This is a genomic window from uncultured Kocuria sp. (genome assembly GCF_947500125.1).
Classification (GTDB): Bacteria; Actinomycetota; Actinomycetes; order Actinomycetales; family Micrococcaceae; genus Kocuria.
The window spans coordinates 1-15,413 of the sequence record NZ_CANMRA010000029.1 but is presented as its reverse complement, the minus strand read 5'-3'; the positions used below and the strand labels follow the sequence as shown (position 1 = coordinate 15,413).

18 protein-coding genes, 1 tRNA gene and 1 pseudogene are annotated in these 15,413 nt (G+C 67.1%); 13 read left to right on the top strand and 7 right to left on the bottom strand.

All coding sequences use genetic code 11. From position 1 onward, the window contains the following. The first annotated feature begins 4 nt into the window (after nt 1-4). The 5 genes from Q0817_RS16180 to Q0817_RS16160 all read left to right on the top strand — a co-directional run bounded on the left by Q0817_RS16180 (nt 5) and on the right by Q0817_RS16160 (nt 5,264). On the top strand, nt 5-1,486 hold the full coding sequence (locus tag Q0817_RS16180) for a hypothetical protein (RefSeq protein WP_298590563.1): 1,482 nt from the start codon (nt 5-7) through the stop codon (nt 1,484-1,486). Between the two features lie 34 nt (nt 1,487-1,520). After that, a complete protein-coding gene (locus Q0817_RS16175) occupies nt 1,521-2,639 on the top strand; it encodes a transglycosylase SLT domain-containing protein (RefSeq protein ID WP_298590560.1) in 1,119 nt (372 codons plus the stop codon). Continuing rightward, nucleotides 2,636-3,217 carry a hypothetical protein gene (locus Q0817_RS16170; protein ID WP_298590557.1) on the top strand — a complete coding sequence of 194 codons (582 nt, stop codon included), beginning with the start codon at nt 2,636-2,638 and terminating at the stop codon, nt 3,215-3,217. Before Q0817_RS16175 ends, Q0817_RS16170 begins: the two co-directional genes overlap by 4 nt. Nucleotides 3,218-3,272: 55 nt before the next feature. Continuing rightward, on the top strand, nt 3,273-3,488 hold the full coding sequence (locus Q0817_RS16165) for a hypothetical protein (protein ID WP_047804764.1): 216 nt from the start codon (nt 3,273-3,275) through the stop codon (nt 3,486-3,488). A gap of 174 nt (nt 3,489-3,662) precedes the next feature. Beyond that, nucleotides 3,663-5,264, top strand: coding sequence for a replication initiation protein (locus tag Q0817_RS16160; protein ID WP_298590550.1), 1,602 nt, complete (start codon nt 3,663-3,665; stop codon nt 5,262-5,264). Nucleotides 5,265-5,328: 64 nt separating this feature from the next. On the opposite strand, the gene Q0817_RS16155 is transcribed toward Q0817_RS16160, so the two are convergent. From Q0817_RS16155 to Q0817_RS16140, 4 genes are all read right to left on the bottom strand, one after another. After that, complete coding sequence (locus Q0817_RS16155; protein ID WP_298590548.1) at nt 5,329-5,580, bottom strand: hypothetical protein; 252 nt, start codon at nt 5,578-5,580, stop codon at nt 5,329-5,331. 194 nt (nt 5,581-5,774) lie between these two features. Next, entirely contained in the window at nt 5,775-5,972 is a 198-nt protein-coding gene (locus tag Q0817_RS16150; protein ID WP_298590545.1) for a hypothetical protein, read from the bottom strand. A gap of 339 nt (nt 5,973-6,311) precedes the next feature. Then, nucleotides 6,312-6,779 (bottom strand): hypothetical protein, encoded by a 468-nt coding sequence (locus tag Q0817_RS16145; RefSeq protein WP_298590542.1) that lies wholly within the window; start codon nt 6,777-6,779, stop codon nt 6,312-6,314. 104 nt (nt 6,780-6,883) lie between these two features. Continuing rightward, nucleotides 6,884-7,210 carry a type II toxin-antitoxin system Phd/YefM family antitoxin gene (locus Q0817_RS16140; RefSeq protein WP_298590539.1) on the bottom strand — a complete coding sequence of 109 codons (327 nt, stop codon included), beginning with the start codon at nt 7,208-7,210 and terminating at the stop codon, nt 6,884-6,886. A 331-nt stretch (nt 7,211-7,541) separates the two neighbouring features. Between Q0817_RS16140 and Q0817_RS16135 the strand changes: the two are divergent. The 5 genes and pseudogenes from Q0817_RS16135 to Q0817_RS16115 all read left to right on the top strand — a co-directional run. Next, a pseudogene (locus Q0817_RS16135) lies at nt 7,542-7,835 on the top strand (hypothetical protein); the annotation flags it as partial. Next, entirely contained in the window at nt 7,824-8,045 is a 222-nt protein-coding gene (locus tag Q0817_RS16130) for a DUF4113 domain-containing protein (RefSeq protein ID WP_366139888.1), read from the top strand. The pseudogene Q0817_RS16135 and the gene Q0817_RS16130, both read left to right, overlap by 12 nt. 1,099 nt (nt 8,046-9,144) lie before the next feature. Then, a tRNA-Met gene (locus tag Q0817_RS16125) sits at nt 9,145-9,221 on the top strand. Between the two features lie 531 nt (nt 9,222-9,752). Further along, nucleotides 9,753-10,526 carry a ParA family protein gene (locus Q0817_RS16120; protein WP_290467963.1) on the top strand — a complete coding sequence of 258 codons (774 nt, stop codon included), beginning with the start codon at nt 9,753-9,755 and terminating at the stop codon, nt 10,524-10,526. Then, complete coding sequence (locus Q0817_RS16115; RefSeq protein ID WP_298590531.1) at nt 10,526-11,185, top strand: hypothetical protein; 660 nt, start codon at nt 10,526-10,528, stop codon at nt 11,183-11,185. The genes Q0817_RS16120 and Q0817_RS16115 overlap by 1 nt, the downstream gene beginning before the upstream one ends. A 260-nt stretch (nt 11,186-11,445) precedes the next feature. Here Q0817_RS16115 and Q0817_RS16110 read toward each other — a convergent pair whose 3' ends face one another. Next, nucleotides 11,446-11,652: a cold-shock protein gene (locus tag Q0817_RS16110; RefSeq protein ID WP_277552625.1), complete on the bottom strand. Its 207-nt coding sequence runs from the start codon at nt 11,650-11,652 to the stop codon at nt 11,446-11,448. Between the two features lie 350 nt (nt 11,653-12,002). After that, the gene (locus Q0817_RS16105; protein ID WP_298590523.1) at nt 12,003-12,518 is read right to left on the bottom strand and encodes a hypothetical protein; all 516 of its coding nucleotides are present in this window, start codon (nt 12,516-12,518) and stop codon (nt 12,003-12,005) included. 334 nt (nt 12,519-12,852) lie between these two features. Between Q0817_RS16105 and Q0817_RS16100 the strand changes: the two genes are divergently transcribed. From Q0817_RS16100 to Q0817_RS16090, 3 genes are all read left to right on the top strand, one after another. Then, nucleotides 12,853-13,422: a hypothetical protein gene (locus Q0817_RS16100; RefSeq protein WP_298590520.1), complete on the top strand. Its 570-nt coding sequence runs from the start codon at nt 12,853-12,855 to the stop codon at nt 13,420-13,422. 402 nt (nt 13,423-13,824) lie between these two features. Beyond that, the gene (locus Q0817_RS16095; protein WP_298590517.1) at nt 13,825-14,010 is read left to right on the top strand and encodes a hypothetical protein; all 186 of its coding nucleotides are present in this window, start codon (nt 13,825-13,827) and stop codon (nt 14,008-14,010) included. Beyond that, nucleotides 14,007-14,354, top strand: a complete 348-nt coding sequence (locus Q0817_RS16090) for a hypothetical protein (protein ID WP_298590514.1) — start codon at nt 14,007-14,009, stop codon at nt 14,352-14,354. Before Q0817_RS16095 ends, Q0817_RS16090 begins: the two co-directional genes overlap by 4 nt. A gap of 394 nt (nt 14,355-14,748) precedes the next feature. On the opposite strand, the gene Q0817_RS16085 is transcribed toward Q0817_RS16090, so the two are convergent. Then, on the bottom strand, nt 14,749-15,078 hold the full coding sequence (locus tag Q0817_RS16085; protein ID WP_298590511.1) for an Lsr2 family protein: 330 nt from the start codon (nt 15,076-15,078) through the stop codon (nt 14,749-14,751). Between the last annotated feature and the right edge of the window lie 335 nt (nt 15,079-15,413).

Sequence of the window (15,413 nt, the reverse complement as noted above, 5' to 3'; positions counted from 1 at the left end):
CACCATGGCTCAGGCACTGGAGCGGCCGGTCTGCACGGCGAGGATCGCCGCCGACGACAGCGTGGAGGTGACGATCGACCGGGTCCCCTACGAGTTCGCCTCGATGCCGGCAGCCATCGCCCACGTCGTCTCTATCGCCGATGACCTGGGGCGACCGGTGAAGCTGACGGCCATCGACCCGGCCTCGGTGACCGAGCCGGAGACGCGACTGATCGTCGCCGCGGACGGATCCGTGACAGCAGATGCCAGTGCCTCGGCCAAGAAACGACCCTCCCGTGGAGGCTCTTCACGTGTTGTCACAGTCGACGACCTCGTAGCGGAGCCTGAGCAGACGACACGCCCGGTAGCGGTCACCGAACCAACCGCTGACCTGGGCGAACACCAGCCCGCGGAGTCTTCCATCGATGCTGAGACCCCGCAGAGGCTTCCCGAGGCCGATGTCCCCCATTCGGGGGACGCATCCGAGCTCTCAGCTACGGACCCACGGCCCGAGACCACCGCGGGCGACACGCCCGCCGACGACCCGGCGCCCAGCAGCTCCACACCGACCCCGGTCGTCGCCGAGGCCGGAGATCCCCGCCTGCAGCTGCGCCGGGAGACGACCACGGATCAGCCCGAATCCCCCGCCCGGTACGGCTGGCGCGGCTGGTGCAACCAGACCCTTGGACTGTCCCTGGCGGCCTCGGCCGCCGAGCGGGCATCCCGGGCCCGCCGGGTGCGGATCCAGCGGCCGCTGGAAACCCACCGCACCGTGGCCGTGCTCCAGCTCAAAGGCGGCGGTGGGAAGACCACCACCGCCTACCACCTGGCCGCCACCGCCGGGCGGGTGCGCGGGGGCAACATCCTGGCCGGGGAGTTCAACGAGAACCAGGGCACCCTGGCCGAACGCTCCCTGGCCGGCGGCCACGACCGCACCACCCTGGACCTGATCCGCAACCTGGACACCGTCACCCGCCGCACCGCCGACCTCGTGCGCTACGTGCGCCCCCAGGGCGACGACCGGATCCACGTGCTCGCCTCCCCACCCGAGGGCACCGACCGCACCCGTGTGGACGGACGCTCCGTAAGGGCCGCGCATGAGACCTTGCGGTCTCTCTACAGCCTGATCCTGCTCGACACCGGCAACTCCGCCCAGTCCTCCACCTGGCGCGCCGCCGTGGACGTCGCCGACTCCCTGGTGCTGGTGGCCCACAACCGCGAAGACGACGCCCGCCTGCTGGAAGCCACCGTGGCCGCCGTCGCCGCCGAAGGCCACGGGCAGAAGCTGACCCGGTCCGTGCTGGTGGTCTCCAACACCGCCACCAACAACACCGAACGCCTCACCCGCCTACGCGAGTACGCCCAAGCCGTCGGGCTGGCCGGGACCGTCGTCATCCCCTTCGACAAGTCCCTCCAAGAAGGACGCGCCTTCTACTACGACGCCCTGCACCCAGCCACCGTGCGGGCCTACGAGGAAGCCACCGCCACCCTGATCGACCAGCTCTGACCCACGCCCCCTCCCATCCCCCCAGGAGGCTGTGATGTCGGCTGGATCCCCCCGTGCCCTCGGCGCCGTCGTGGCGCTGCTGCTCGTCTTCGCCATCGGCTCGATCGTGGCCCTCGCCGTGCTCGTCGCCACCCTGGCCGAAGACGAAGAACAGGCCTCAGCCAGCTCCTGCACCGTCACCGCCGTCACCACGGGCAACGACAGCAGTAAGGAGCGGGCACCGAACATCCCCAACGGTTGGGCGCCGCTGGTGGAAGAAGCCGCCCGGACGGCAGGGTTGCCCGTGAGCGTGGTGGCGGCACAATTGGCCCAGGAATCCGGGTGGAACCCGGACGCCACCAGCCCGGCCGGCGCCCAGGGCATTGCCCAATTCATGCCCGCCACCTGGGCCACCTACGGCAACGGTGGGGACCCCTACGACCCCGACGACGCGATCCCCGCCTACGGCCGCTACATGGCCGCACTGAAGACCGACGTGCAACCGATCGCCGGCGAGGACGCCGGTGAGCTCGTGCGCCTGACCCTGGCCGCCTACAACGCCGGCCCCGGGGCCGTTGAACAGCACCAAGGTGTGCCGCCGTATCAGGAGACCCGCGACTACATCGACACGATCCTGGACACCGGCCAGTCCCAGTTCTCCGCCCACTGCCAAGCCCCCACCGGGGCCCTGGCCTGGGACGGAGACCTCGGCGACGGAGAGTGGACCACCCCACTGCCCGGGGGCGTGTTCACCTCCGGCTACGGCGGCCGCGCCCTGGCAGGGGTTCCCGGGTGGGCCAACCAGCACGAGGGCGTGGACATCGCCACCCCCGGGGCCGGCCAGGGAAGCGGTGGGGTCGTCGTCGCCCCCACGTCCTTACGGATCACCGGGTTCAACGCCACCGACGGGTGCGTGATCGCCAAGGAGAACGGGGACGACCCCGACTTCGGCTTCGCCTTCTGCCACCTGCACTCCTGGGACGTGACCAAAGGCCAGAAGCTCAAACGCGGCGACGTCATCGGCACCGAGGGCAACCGCGGACGCTTCGGCATGGCCACACACCTGCACTTCGAGATCTACAAACCCAACGCCCCGGAGTTGGTCTTCCCCTACCAAGGGCACAACCTCGACCCCGAGCCCATCCTCAAACAGAAAGGAGCATGGCCGAAATGACCCGACACCGCCTGATCACCGCCCTGGCCCTGTGCCTGCTGCCCCTGACCGCCTGCGGGCCCGAGCGGGCACAGCAGACCAGCGAGCAGACCACCGCCACGGCCACGCCCTCCCCCACCGAGCTCACCCCCGGGCAAGGTTCTTTCCCCGATCCGACCATGGTGGACCGGGCCGATGTGGAGGCCACCGCCGAAACCGCCGCGCTGATGCTGCACTCCTGGGACACCGCCACCGACCGCACCCAAACCGCCGCCGCCATCCGCACCAAACCGCTGATGTCCCAGGATTGGGCCGCTAATCAGGTCGAGCCTGAACGCAACGGCAACCAGGCCGCCTGGCTCGAACCAGCCGAACACCAGGCCTACAGCGCCCCCAGCCTCATCCCGGCCGTCGGCGACGTCTCCCGCGACGTCGCCGACGACAAAGCCATCCGCGCCTACGACCTCACCTGGCGATGGATCAGCCGCGACGACCACCAGATCGAGGCCACCGGCCAACGCCAAGTCGTCATCTACCTCGAGAAGCACAACGGCCAGTGGGACGTCGTTGGCCACCAATCCAGCTATCCACCTCAATGACGACACGCGGCCTGCACGTCTGGCGCATGCGCATGCGCCGTGCAAGACTGGGTCCATGAATGACTACAGGGCCCCCAAGATGCAGGGACGAAAGGTGCCGTTTAGCACGCGCCTGACTCCTGAGCAGCATCGCCTCGCAGCAGAGGATGCTTCGAAGGCGGGCCTGTCTATGGCTGAGTACATCGGCGCCCTCATTGAGCGTGCTGCTGGCCGTCCCAACAAGCTCGACAATCTTCAGGAGGCGGAACTCCCGCTCAAGAACACCGCTTAAACGACTGACGGCCCGCCGTGAAGGGCGGGCCGTCGAAGTCATCGGCTGTCTCGTGTCGCCAAACTCTCGACAGCCAGTCAACAGAAACCGGATGAGAACTGCATATGAACCCATTACCAGGGGACTGTTGTGTCCCCTAGTGTACCTGAGGCGCGTCCGCAAGTGGACCCCGCCTTGCTGGATGTTGCCCTTTTTTGCCCCGAGACCCCGGCCCGCCGGTTTCTGGCGCACCACCGGATTGAGTACTTCCGGTGCGGTCAGACCAAGTCGCAGGCGTTCCCGAACCGTGGGCGGCCTGCTGGTGACTTCGCGTTCATCCAGCTCAATCCGGCCGATTGGTTGAACTTCCTCGTCGTGGACGTCGATGACGAGGACGCGTTGTTGAACTTGATGCACCCGGCCGTGCCGGAGCCGACCTGGATCATCGAGAACCCGGACACCGGTCATGTCCAGGCCGGGTGGGCCATCGAGCCGGTCTACCGGGGCGAGGGTGCTCGGCCGGGTCCGATCCGCTACGCGGAGGCGGTGCAGCGGGCCCTAGACCGGCTGGTGGACGGTGACCCGTGCTTCACCCGGTACCTGGTGCGCAACCCGGCTGCTGCGTTCCCGGCCGGGCGCGTGTGGTGGGGCCGCAGAACCAGCCCATGGTCTCTGGGGGGTCTCAAGGCGCACATGGCCGAGTACACCGACCCGTTCCACGACGAGGCCATCGACGGGCCAGCAGCACCGGCCTGGGACCCGGGCACGGCCCTGTTGGGGCGAGCCGGCATCCCGCGGGTCCCGGTGGTGGACACCGCGACGGAGGTGGGGCGCAACACCGCGGTCTTCCGCGCTACGCGCCGGTGGCTGTGGGACCAGCGGCAGGCCCGCCAGCAGACCCCGACGGAGGCCGCCTCGATCGCCCACGCTAGGGCGCTCAACGCCCAGCTGCCCCACCCCCTGGCTGATGGGGAGGTGACGTGTCTGGCGCGCTCGGCCGTACGCCAGGTCAACGCCGGCAAAGGACGCCCTACCTCCACCAGCGGCTCTGATGCGGCACACGAGTACCTGTCCCGGATGGGACGGCGCGGCGGGAAGGCCCGCACCGAGGCCAAGGTGCGTGCGGCGGCGGACAACGCCGCCCACGCCCGCCAGGCCCGCACCGACCGTGCGGGGCAGCTGCGGGCCCAAGCAGTGCGGTTGCGGGCGGCAGGGGCGACCTACCGGGCCATCGCTGAGGCCGTGGGGCGTACCGCCCGCACCGTGATGGCCTGGCTGAAGAACGCGCCCATCTACAACACCGTGGGAGAGGGTGAAGTTCTCCAAGCAACAGGTATTGGCTCCGTCCCTGAGGTGGGCCCCGCCCCCTCCCCTAGCCTGGAAGTGCCCCCCGGACCTGCCGATGAAGAGGATGCCCCCGTGACGAGTGAACCCGCCTACCAGTGGCCCGAAGGCGTCCTGCCCGGAGAACCAGACCCCGGCTTCCAGGACCGGCTCCTCCCTGAGCACCGCGGCCTCACTCTCTGGGTGCCCCTGGACTACCTGGAGGATCATCCCATTGGCTCCGGGTACTGGTCTTTTACGACCGCCTCCGACTATTGGGAGACAGTCAAGGACGGACCGTTTCACGGCGCTGCGCTGGGTGGCGGAGAACTGCACGTCACTGAAGTGGGTGCCCGGGTTGGCGAACTCCACGGACTGCGCTTCCCACACCTGACCGCAGTGTCTTACGAAGTCACTCGAGTCGCTGGCGACTCCCGGTGGTCAGCACGGTTCCCCGGCTACATCGTTCACTGACAGGGCGTGTCTGGGACCAGTCTGGCAGTGCTCCCAGTGTCTGTCCGACCGTTAGCTGGGCCGGTTATGAGTGCGGAAGACGGTGGTGTGGTGCGGGAGGGAGGATCATCGCGAACATCTCTTGCAACGCAGCGAGGTCGTGGTCTTCGGCTGCGGCCCGGGAGGCGGCATCGTTGACCGCCCCGGTGATCTGGGTCCGGTCCAGCCACCAGTCGGCGGCTGTGGCCAGACGATCGAAGACGAAACCCGCCGAGCGGGTGGTCAACGACGCCGGTAGGAACGGCTGCGCCCCCGGGACCGTTTTGCGCAGATCCACGGTGCGAAGCTGCCCCGCCCAGGGAAAGATGTCCTGGAACAGGTGAGGGTGGGTGGCGGAACATCTGCCGGATGTGGGCCGTCACCAGGTCAGCTTCCCCAGTGGCGAGCTCTGTCGTGGTGTAGGCGCCGATCAGCTTGGTCAGGATCCCGGTGTGTGGGTCCAGATACGGGTCACGGTGCGGGCCGGGGGCCTCACCCAAGGCCGTAGCGGGCGCGAGTGCGCCGAACCAGCTCCTCGACCTCGAGCCCACCGGCGGCGAAACGATCCAGCTCCGCCCGGGTCGCTGTGGTGACGTGAAGTCCTTCCATGGCCGCACTGTGTACCACGGAGGCCACCTGTCGTGCCCGGTCCACCTCAAGAGCCGGCGGCAGAATGTGCTGCTGAGCCATGGAACCTCCCCGATCAGTGTGTCGAGCCGCGCCATGCACAACTGTCTCCCACTCCCCCATTACTTTTGTGTGCCTCGCCGGTCCAAGAAGATGTAGGGGTGTTGATCGGCCGACCGCCGTCGTGATCGTTGCCCCGGTCATCGATGGTCCGGTGGTGTCGACGGCATTTGGTCCAGTGGTCACGGACCGCTGAGAGAGGCCGAATCTTCATAGGCCCTCCTCATGTGGAGGCTGGGCATGGCCACCTCCCGGTCGGCCGGTGCCCGAGGTGCCCCCACCGCCTGGCCCGGCCCTGGACGATGTTCCAACTCTCTATCGCGCTAGGGCACACGGGAGAGCTCACCGCGGGGTGGACCAGTACGCCTCGAGCCGCGCCATGGCGTCTTCGGGAGTCATCGCGGCGACCTCTTGAGCGCTCAGTCCGACCTGGGTGATGAGGCGGCGGGCGAGCCAGTCCGGGACGGCCTCCACCGGGACCGGTTCGGGGGTGGCCTCTAGGTCAGCGAAGAGACGGCCCATGGACTCCAGCACCGTGGTGAGAGCGGTTGCCTGGGGCGAGGTGCCCAGGGCGGCGACACGGGCGGTCATCTCCTGGTAGACCTCATCATCGGATCGGGCGCCGGCGGCCCAGACCTCGGCGACATCGATCACGGTGGCCCCGACGGTGTCGGTGGTCGTTCGCCACACGATGCGCCAGTCGCGGTCACCGACCACCAGTTTGCGGAAGCCGATCAGGTCTCCCAGCAGCGGTTCGCCGGCCTCGACGGAGCGCTCCAGCAGGAGCATCTTCTTGAAGGCCCAGCGCACGATTTGGGGGTCCTTGCGGTGCAACCGGTGCAGATCGGCGATGGCGTCTTCGGTGAGTCGGACTACCGCCCGTGGAGCATCCGGGGTGGAAGGCCCGGGTGTGCTCACGGTCTGCCAGCGGCCAGATCGGCGTCCAATTCCGCCTCTAGCTGGGCCCGGTTCAGGCCGAAGGCGGTCAGTGCCTCATCCAGGGAGCCGCGCACTCCGCTGTCGGTGGCAGCTCGCACGATGACTAGGGCCGCGTCGCGCAGGTCTCCCTCCAGGGTGCGCAGCTGCTCCAATTGGCGGGCGCTCACAACGGCGGCCACGGTTTTGCCGTGGCGGGAGACCACGACCTCCTCCCCGGCCTCGGCGTCTTTGATCAACCCGGCCACACCGCGCTGGGAGGCCTCGGTGACCGAGATGGGATGGGAAAGATCCAGAAGAGACATACCCAAAGTATACAGTTTTCTGTGCAGTTTAGGGGCTGGTTAAGATCGCCACCGAGGCCGCCCAGAAGATCCTGCCCGCGCATGGAGGCATGATTTAGGGCCAGGTCCCGGGCGGGTACGGGAACCGACTCATAGTTCGGCCGCTGCTAACCGAGGTCTGGGATCGAGACCTTCGCCCAGCTGCGTGATGCCGACCCGGTGGCCATCCGGGACAAGTTCTCCGTGGTGCAGATGCGCACCGTGCTGGAGCTCAACGGCTTCCCCGCCATCCCAGTGGAGGACGAGGTAGCGACCAAGCAGCAGATCCTGGTCTCCCGGTCCTTCCCGGTCCTTCCCGGTCCCAATCTGGGACCCGGAGATCGTCGGGGCCGCGGTGGCAGAGTTCGCCCAACGCGCCTCCCGCCGGCTCCGGAAGGAAGGCGAGGTCATCGGGCGCCTCACCGTCTTCGCCACCACCTCACCGCACCGGCCCGGGCCCACCCACAACGTCTCCGCCCAGGTGCGTCTGGCCGTGCCCACCAACGAGCCCGGACCCCTGGTGGCCGCAGGCCGGGCGGCCCTGGTGCCCAAGCTCATGCACGGGATGTCCTACATGCGCGCCGGCATCCTCTGCGTGGACCTCGCCCCCGAGGGCGCCGTGCCCGTCCTTCCCGGAGTGCTCGAACAACCCGCCCCGATCGGGGAGCTCATCGACGCGGTCAACCGCCGCTTTGGCACCGGCACCCTCGCCCTGGGCCGGCTCGGCACCCACTCCCCCGCCCCCTGGGCCAACCGCCAAACCGACCTCTCCCCCAGGTACACCACCGACTGGAACGAACTACGCACCGTCAGTTGAGCGCGGTACATTCCATAGTTCTGTGCAGTCAATCAAATCTATTCATTCCATTGTCTCTAGTGATGGCGTTACTAAAACCGTTGGGACGACTCGATCTGTGCCCCCGCTTCCAAGGTGCGCACCCTGTCCCGGGCGGTAGTCCGCCCGGTCCGCAGTTCTCGGATTCCGTGTACGGCTTCCTCGCCCCAGCCCCGCAACCACTGGACATCATGCAATGTCTGATCCGGGGCCGACCCAGCCGCGGCGATCATGGCGGCCAGCTCGCCGACCACGACCTCGACCCGCCTCCCAGCCGTGCTATGCAAGGCGGACCCCAGCGCGAGGCGCCCACGGGTGTCATGGCCTATCTCGGCGGCCTCGGGTGTATGGAGAGGGATACGCAAGGGGTCAGGCGAGAGACGAAGGCTGCCGCACATTTCCTCGGCCCTGGCGGGCCTCCGAAATGATTGCCCACGAGGAGCAAGGGCACCTCCGCACATGGGTTGATCAGCACGGCAAATGGAGCGCTGCACCGTTTTCCCCACGCTTCCTCGGAGTCGGGAGGGGATCATTCAAGTACTACATTGTGTTGCCTATATGCAATATATTCGATGGTGCATTATTGGTGCTTGGGGATGGCTTTGCCTTCCATGGTTCTGATGCTCGCCTCGCAGGAGGTCCCTCTGAAAACGCCGTGCCGGTGGGGCGAGTGATGGAGGGAGGGTCTGTCGCCTAGGGGCAGCCACTTCCCTCGAATGAGAGATCATATGGGATGCGTTAAAAACACGGCAATGCATGCATTGAATATAGGCGTGGCATGGGCGACATCTTTTGCCTACACCGACGGGACATCGCTCTTCGGTCTGCGAGGGCTTAGGGCAGGGTGCTGCACTTAGATTGCTTGAGTCAGTCCTTCCGGGACGAGTACTGCTCCGAAGCGTATAGTTACTTTAGAAAGTATATTCAATCTATTTTTATACATGGTTAGATTGAATATACGCGGCAAAAGCTATGTAAAGTGGCCGGTCGGAGCGTGAAGCCGCGACGGATGGCCGCTGAGGTTGGTCCGTCGTCTTCGATGTGCGCGAACGCCTTGCGGCACATATAGTCAGACGGTCGCCGCGGGGTGGAGCAGTTCGGTAGCTCGCTGGGCTCATAACCCAGAGGTCGCAAGTTCAAATCTTGCCCCCGCAACCAGGCAAGGCCCCCAGATTGATCTGGGGGCCTTTGTTCTGTGCGAGCTAGGGTCTGGGCCACGCTTCCAGCGGGACTTTCGCTACCTTGCCTGCATCGGCGGTCTATGGGGAGGCTGGCAGGCCTATGTCGATAGAATCACTGGAATCGCTAAAAACACTGTATTGAATATACGTTATGCATTCCATAGCAGCGGTAGCCGCATTGGTCGCTGTTCCCGAGGAGCGACGTCTGCCTACCTTGTGTGCAGCCCTCTCCCCCACAGCGGGCGGGCCGGGGGCGAGAGGTGTTGGACACTCCGAGCCAACGAGATTGGACTCAGCTGGGTCACGTGCATCGTCTTGTCCTCACTGCGTACCGGCATGCCTGTCGGGGGAGAGGGGTAGGGATTGGCGAGAATGCATCCACGACTCATACGCGCCCGACTCGAGGGTTGGGATTGACAACTCATAGTGGTCAGTTGCGATAGATTGAATACACGCAACAGGTTGGACACTTCCAAACTGCCGGTACTACCGAAAGGGGCACCCACGCATGACCGTCTATACCGTCGCCTTGTCCAAGGGCGGCTCCACCAAGACCACCACAGCTGCAGAAATCGCAGCTGCTCTGGCTTCGGCTGGACGCCGGGTGTTGGCCATCGACCTGGACCAACAGGGAAACCTCACCACGCGACTCGGGCTCACCGATGACAGCGAAGTCACCGCGGTTGCTGCCGAGGTGCTGACCGGGGCAGCCACTGCCGCCGATGCCGCGGCACCGAGCCCGACTGTTCCGGGGGTGCATGTGCTGGCCGGCACCCATGATCTAGCTGACATGGACACCCACCAGGTTCCGGACCTGGTGACTGCCCTGCGCGATCATCTGCCCACCGTGGCGGACCGTTTCGATGACATCGTCATCGACACCCCGCCGGCACTGTCCGGGCTGACCCTGGCGGGTTTAGCTGCTGCTGATGTGGTGGTAGCGGCGGTGGCCTGTGAGGTCGAGGCACTGGATCAGCTCACCCGACTCACTGACGTCATCGAAGCCCGCCTGGCCCGCCGGATCCGCCCTGGGTTGGCCGTGTCTTGGGTGGTGCCCACCCGCTATGACGGGCGCCGGACCCTGGATAAGGAGGTGGTGGAAATGCTCGAGGAGATGCATCCGGGCAAGGTCACCGCACCGGTGCGTGAGGCAGTATCCGTGCGTGACGCCTACACCGCCGGGATGCCGGTGTCCGTCTATGACCCATCTTCTAAGGTCACCGCCGACTACAAAGCCGCCGTGTCCCCAATCATCGCCGTCAGCACAGGAGTTCGAGTCTGATGCCCGCCCGCAAGTCCCTCAAAGACCGCAACAAGGCCGCTATCACCGGGCCTCTCGAAGAGCCCACCATGGAATCCGCAACCATGGTGTCTTCCGAGCCGGCTGCTGCCCCTGTGGTGAAAACGCAGGCACGGTCGGTGGGGGAGCAGTCCATCTCGCAACCCGCCGTCGCCGAGCTGACAGAGGGGCCGACCGGAGCTGTGAGGAATGGTGGCACTGCGCGTCGGGCCCAGGTGCTGCCGGCTGGGACGGCTCGCCTGGGTCTGTATCTTCGCCAAGGCACCCTGGAGGGCGCTAAGTCCGCATACGTGGCCGATCTGGACACCCTCACCGACCCGCCCAGCAGTTTCGCCCGCTGGATCGCAGGCGCGTTGGATGCCCATATCGGACGGACCCCCGCCGACCGAGCCCAACTAGCTGAAGTGCATCCGGACCCGGAGGAAGGCAATCGCGGAGTTAATCGCGCCTTCATTCTGCCCGTGGACACTATCGCTCGTATGGAAGAGACCACCGGCATCGACCGACGGGCCGGGCGTATGCAGTCGGTGAGCCAGCTGGCCGCCGAGGCCCTGCGCATCGCTATTCACGAAGCTAGAGAGCGCAACGGCGGCACCCTGCCGGTGGCCCCCAAGCGGTTGCCCAACAAGCCCACCCGCTAAGCAGGCAAACGAGTTCCATTAGCGCATGTATTGCGTCAAGTGAGTGTCCTGCATCCAGTGTGTATATTCAATAAGTTGTTCCGTGTGAAGTCCGAATCGGATTGCTTGCTAGGCAATATGGGGCGCCTGGTAGGGAGACTTCGAGATCATGGACGACAAAGCCATCGCCACCCCGCCTGAGGGTGAGGGGGCGATGGCTTTGGTAGTGGACCGGCATGTGCCGGTCGCCTCGGACCTCAGCTTGAAGACCGCGAAATGGGTTAGGGGAGGACGGTGACGTTCGCGGCCTGGGGGCCCTTGGGGCCGGCCTGGGTCTCGAACTCCACGTGGTCGCCTTCGTTGAGGGAGCGGAATCCGCTGGAGGCGATGGCGGAGTAGTGGGCGAACACGTCCTTGGAGCCGTCGTCGGGGGTGATGAAGCCGAAGCCCTTGTCGGCGTTGAACCACTTGACCACACCAGTAGTCATATCTTCTACCTACTTCTGTTCTGCGATCTATCGAGCTTCCCCGAGGTTCGGAGGGCTCGTGCACGTCCGGGACGTGCGTTCCCTACCTTGGCAGAAAGGCCCGTTCCCGGACAGGGGCTGATCGTATTGCGACGCATGGGCCACCCTGCCTCCCGGGGGGGGTGGCGGTGATGCCGCGCTGAGCGCTGTGGCGACCGGACGTGTGGTCTCCGGCCGGCTCACCGGCCCGACCACAGGGGCCGCACCGGGCGGCCGGGGAGGGGTCGGGGCCCTGGGCGGGGTCGTGACGGGGTAGCCCGGGCAGGGTGTGGCGGTGTGAAAAGCGTTGAGGTGCCGGTGTCGGGCGCAGGTCAGCGCCGGGCGCGCGGACCGCGGCTCCGGGGTGACCGGCGCTTGGCCGGGGTGTGCCGGTCCACGGGGGAGCCCTGGGACTCGAGCAGGTGTTCGGCCCCGGCGAAGAGGGTGGCCGCGATCAGCAGCACCCCGCCGTCGTTGCCCAGCAGCAGGTCCGAGTCCACAACGAGCCAGGAGCGCCTGGCCTTCAGGTCGTTGGTGACGCCTACGGTGAATCCGGTCGCCCGGGCGGTGGCCGGGACGGTCTCCACCCTTTCCACGGCGGTGACCTGAACCTCGGGCAACTCGTGTCCTGTGAGCCGATAGTCGACCAGGACTTGCTGTCCCAGGCTCAGCAACGCCGGCACCAGAGTAGCGGGGGTGAGCGTCGTCTCGGCGGGCAGGACCACGCTCAGCCGCGCGCGGGTGCCCGTGGCGGTCATGCGCAGTCGGGCGGCGACGGCGAAAGAGTCCACGACCGGGACGTCGTCCACCGCAGGGGCGTGCGTGGCGGGTGGGGTGGCAGCGCTCATGGGTACTTCCGTGGGGCAGCGGCGGGGACGGGGACTGCCTCTCACGTGCACGCCCCAGGCCGGAGTGCCGGTGCGACGAGGTCGGGAAGATGACGCCCCGCCGAGCCTGCGGCACCGCTTCGGGGGCCGCTGGTGGGTCCTCGCCTCGGCCACGACCGGGCCACTGGCCCGGTCCCCGCTCGGTGCTCCTGGAGGGGTGCGGTGCTCTGGTGCTCAGCCACCCCTGCGCGGTGACACGCCGGGCACCGGGGGCTGGGCCGCGCCGTCACCGGATCACCGCGGCGGTGGCCGAGACTAGGGGCTGTCCCTCCCGCCCCGCATCCCGGAAGAACCGATGGCACCCACGCACAGCACGATCCCGACCCGCCTGCTGCCGGCCACATTGCGGTGCGTCCCGGCCACCCCGGACTACGTCCTGGGCGCCTACACCGCCACCCAGGAGGCCTACCCGGGGGCGGACCCGGCCCAGAGCCTGGAATTGCTCCTGGAGGGCACCGTGGTCGCGGTGGTCACCGAGGGCGACGGGGAACCGGAGCAACTGAGCGTCCGGGGTGCCACCGAGCAGGAACGCCAGCTGCGTGAGGAGCAGATGGAGGCGTGGATCGGGGACTTCACCCGGGCCGGGCTGAGCTACCAAGAGGTCATCGGCGGCCGCCTCTATGAGGTCGGCTACGACCGGGAGCTGGTGGCCATCGCTTTGCTGGCCGAAGCGGAGCTCACCGCGATTCTCGCCCAGGAGACCGACCGCTTCTACGCCGCCTCCCGGACCGCGGTGGCGCGCCAGGACTTCCATCCCCTGTCCGGGTCCTCCTCGATGACCGATGAGCAGATCCGCGAGCAGTTGGTCCACCACGGGGCCGGGGCCGTGTTCTGGTCCTCGGACCAGCACGCCTGGATCACCTGAGAACACCGAGCGGACGAGCTCCCTTCCACATCGCTTCCGCCGGTACCGGCATCCCCTGCCCCCTCTCCGGGTGATGCCCTCGACCCCGCACCGTCTCCCACCGGGAAACCGACCGGGCCGATCATGGACGAGCTGCCGCTGTTGATCTCCCTGACCGGTCTGCAAGCGGATGTGGTGGTCATCCACTGCCCCAACCGGCCACGGCGGCCCGCTGACGCTGTCGGCGTTGAATGCGGCGGACACCGTGGTCTACGCCGCCACCGCCACCAGTGACGGCATCGATGCAGGTGGACGGGGGTCGGCGCACGGTCGCCCAGTTCTCCCCGGCCCCGCCAGCAGCTCGGTGCCCCGGACACCCTCACGGAGGCCGGCATCGTGGTCGGTGGGGTGAAGGAAACGATCATGAGCCGGGCGGCGGTGGCCGGCCTCGAGGAGCTGCGCGCCACCGGGTCGTTCCTGGAGCCGTTAATCCCGGACCGGGCCATCGTCCAGGAGGTGCGGATTTCGGAGGAGTGGTACGGCCAATACCGCAAGGGCGCCCGCGTGCTGGAGGCCTACACCGCGATCGCGAAGAAGGTGCTGCGATGACCGAGCAGCCCGAGCGTCCCGCCTCGCTGGCCCGTCGCCGGCCCCGCCCAGCACCGGATGAGCACATCGACCCGGTCGACTACACACCCCCACGCGCTACCTCACCCCAGCCCGCGACACCGCAGGTGTCGTCCCCACCGGTGCAAGCGGCACCGATGGCGGAACCCCCGGCGGCACCGAAGCGCGGGAGGGGCCGGCCGCGCCGGGAACCCACGATCCAACTCGGGGTGCGGGTGGCCCAGGACGTCTCCGATCTGATTGAAGAGCTCACCGAGCACGACGGCACCGCGAGAGCGGTGATTGAGAACGCGGTGCGCGCCTACGCCCAACAGCTCAACCGATAACACCGGCCCCCGATAGGGGAGAGGGGACCGGCTGCGGGCGGCTTGCCCATGGTCGGCGACGAAGGAACCCGGCTCACCTTTGCCGGTGGGCCGGGTTCCTCACTCTTTGGACAGGCGGCGGGATGGGGTGGGTGGTTCCGTGGGTCTTCGAACGACGCGGATGCCCACGCCCGGTCCGAAGGTTGCCGGGGCCAACCCCCAGCAAGGGCAGTTGTCGGGGGCCAAAGGGACGACCAGCGCTGACCAGGCTGGACGCGGGGCGTCCCGGCGGCGCCGTACCGGGAACGGGTCATCAGCCCGTCACCGGCTGCTCACCATGCGGAAGGGGCCACGGTGAGGGTACTCGTGCTCGAGCCCTGCCCCGAGGGGGTGTCCGGGTGGGGGGAGTGGGGGTCTACTGGGCGGCGTAGTAGGCGTCCTTGACGGACTGGTGGATGCGGCCGCGGTCGGAGACCTGGTGACCGTTGTCCTTCGCCCAGGCCCGGATCTTCGCCGTCTCCGGGTTACCGCCGGAGGAGGAACGGGGCACGGTGGCCCGGGTGATCTTGCCTTGGGCCCGCCGGCCGGCGGCGGCGTAGGGGCGCAGGGCCTCCCGCAGCTTCTCCGCGTTAGCGGTGGAGAGGTCGATCTCGTACTGCCGGCCGTCCACACCGAACTGGACGGTCTCATCAGCAGGACCGCCCTCGAGGTCGTCCTCCAGAATGATCTGCACGCTCTGGGCCATCACAACACCTTTCCCTTTGTCTCGTCATGTCTTTCGCTGGAATACGCCCACAAGCAGTAACCCGGCCCTGGCACCGACCTCCTTTCCCGCGTGCTCTCTGGGGGAAGTCGAAGTGGCGCCGATTGTGGTGAGCGATTCCGCGTACTGGTTACCCTACCGGTAAATTGCCTGTCGTTTTTTATTGATAGAACAACCATTAGATGCCTGTGATCGTCGTCGAAGGTTGATTGGAGAACCAACGAATCTCTGCACAGTCCCAGTTGAGCCCCCGATAGTGGTGTAGCGCGGTGGCCCTGCTCGTCGTTCCGGACGAGGGTGCGGCCACCGTGAGATCT

What these genes read in the sequence shown, in the direction of transcription:
- Q0817_RS16180 (WP_298590563.1), top strand. Translation starts at nt 5, where the DNA reads ATGGCTCAGGCACTGGAGCGGCCGGTCTGCACGGCGAGGATCGCCGCC.
- Q0817_RS16175 (WP_298590560.1), top strand. Translation starts at nt 1,521, where the DNA reads ATGTCGGCTGGATCCCCCCGTGCCCTCGGCGCCGTCGTGGCGCTGCTG.
- Q0817_RS16170 (WP_298590557.1), top strand. Translation starts at nt 2,636, where the DNA reads ATGACCCGACACCGCCTGATCACCGCCCTGGCCCTGTGCCTGCTGCCC.
- Q0817_RS16165 (WP_047804764.1), top strand. Translation starts at nt 3,273, where the DNA reads ATGAATGACTACAGGGCCCCCAAGATGCAGGGACGAAAGGTGCCGTTT.
- Q0817_RS16150 (WP_298590545.1), bottom strand. Translation starts at nt 5,972, where the DNA reads ATGGCTCAGCAGCACATTCTGCCGCCGGCTCTTGAGGTGGACCGGGCA.
- Q0817_RS16140 (WP_298590539.1), bottom strand. Translation starts at nt 7,210, where the DNA reads ATGTCTCTTCTGGATCTTTCCCATCCCATCTCGGTCACCGAGGCCTCC.
- Q0817_RS16120 (WP_290467963.1), top strand. Translation starts at nt 9,753, where the DNA reads ATGACCGTCTATACCGTCGCCTTGTCCAAGGGCGGCTCCACCAAGACC.
- Q0817_RS16115 (WP_298590531.1), top strand. Translation starts at nt 10,526, where the DNA reads ATGCCCGCCCGCAAGTCCCTCAAAGACCGCAACAAGGCCGCTATCACC.
- Q0817_RS16110 (WP_277552625.1), bottom strand. Translation starts at nt 11,652, where the DNA reads ATGACTACTGGTGTGGTCAAGTGGTTCAACGCCGACAAGGGCTTCGGC.
- Q0817_RS16105 (WP_298590523.1), bottom strand. Translation starts at nt 12,518, where the DNA reads ATGAGCGCTGCCACCCCACCCGCCACGCACGCCCCTGCGGTGGACGAC.
- Q0817_RS16100 (WP_298590520.1), top strand. Translation starts at nt 12,853, where the DNA reads ATGGCACCCACGCACAGCACGATCCCGACCCGCCTGCTGCCGGCCACA.
- Q0817_RS16095 (WP_298590517.1), top strand. Translation starts at nt 13,825, where the DNA reads ATGAGCCGGGCGGCGGTGGCCGGCCTCGAGGAGCTGCGCGCCACCGGG.
- Q0817_RS16090 (WP_298590514.1), top strand. Translation starts at nt 14,007, where the DNA reads ATGACCGAGCAGCCCGAGCGTCCCGCCTCGCTGGCCCGTCGCCGGCCC.
- Q0817_RS16085 (WP_298590511.1), bottom strand. Translation starts at nt 15,078, where the DNA reads ATGGCCCAGAGCGTGCAGATCATTCTGGAGGACGACCTCGAGGGCGGT.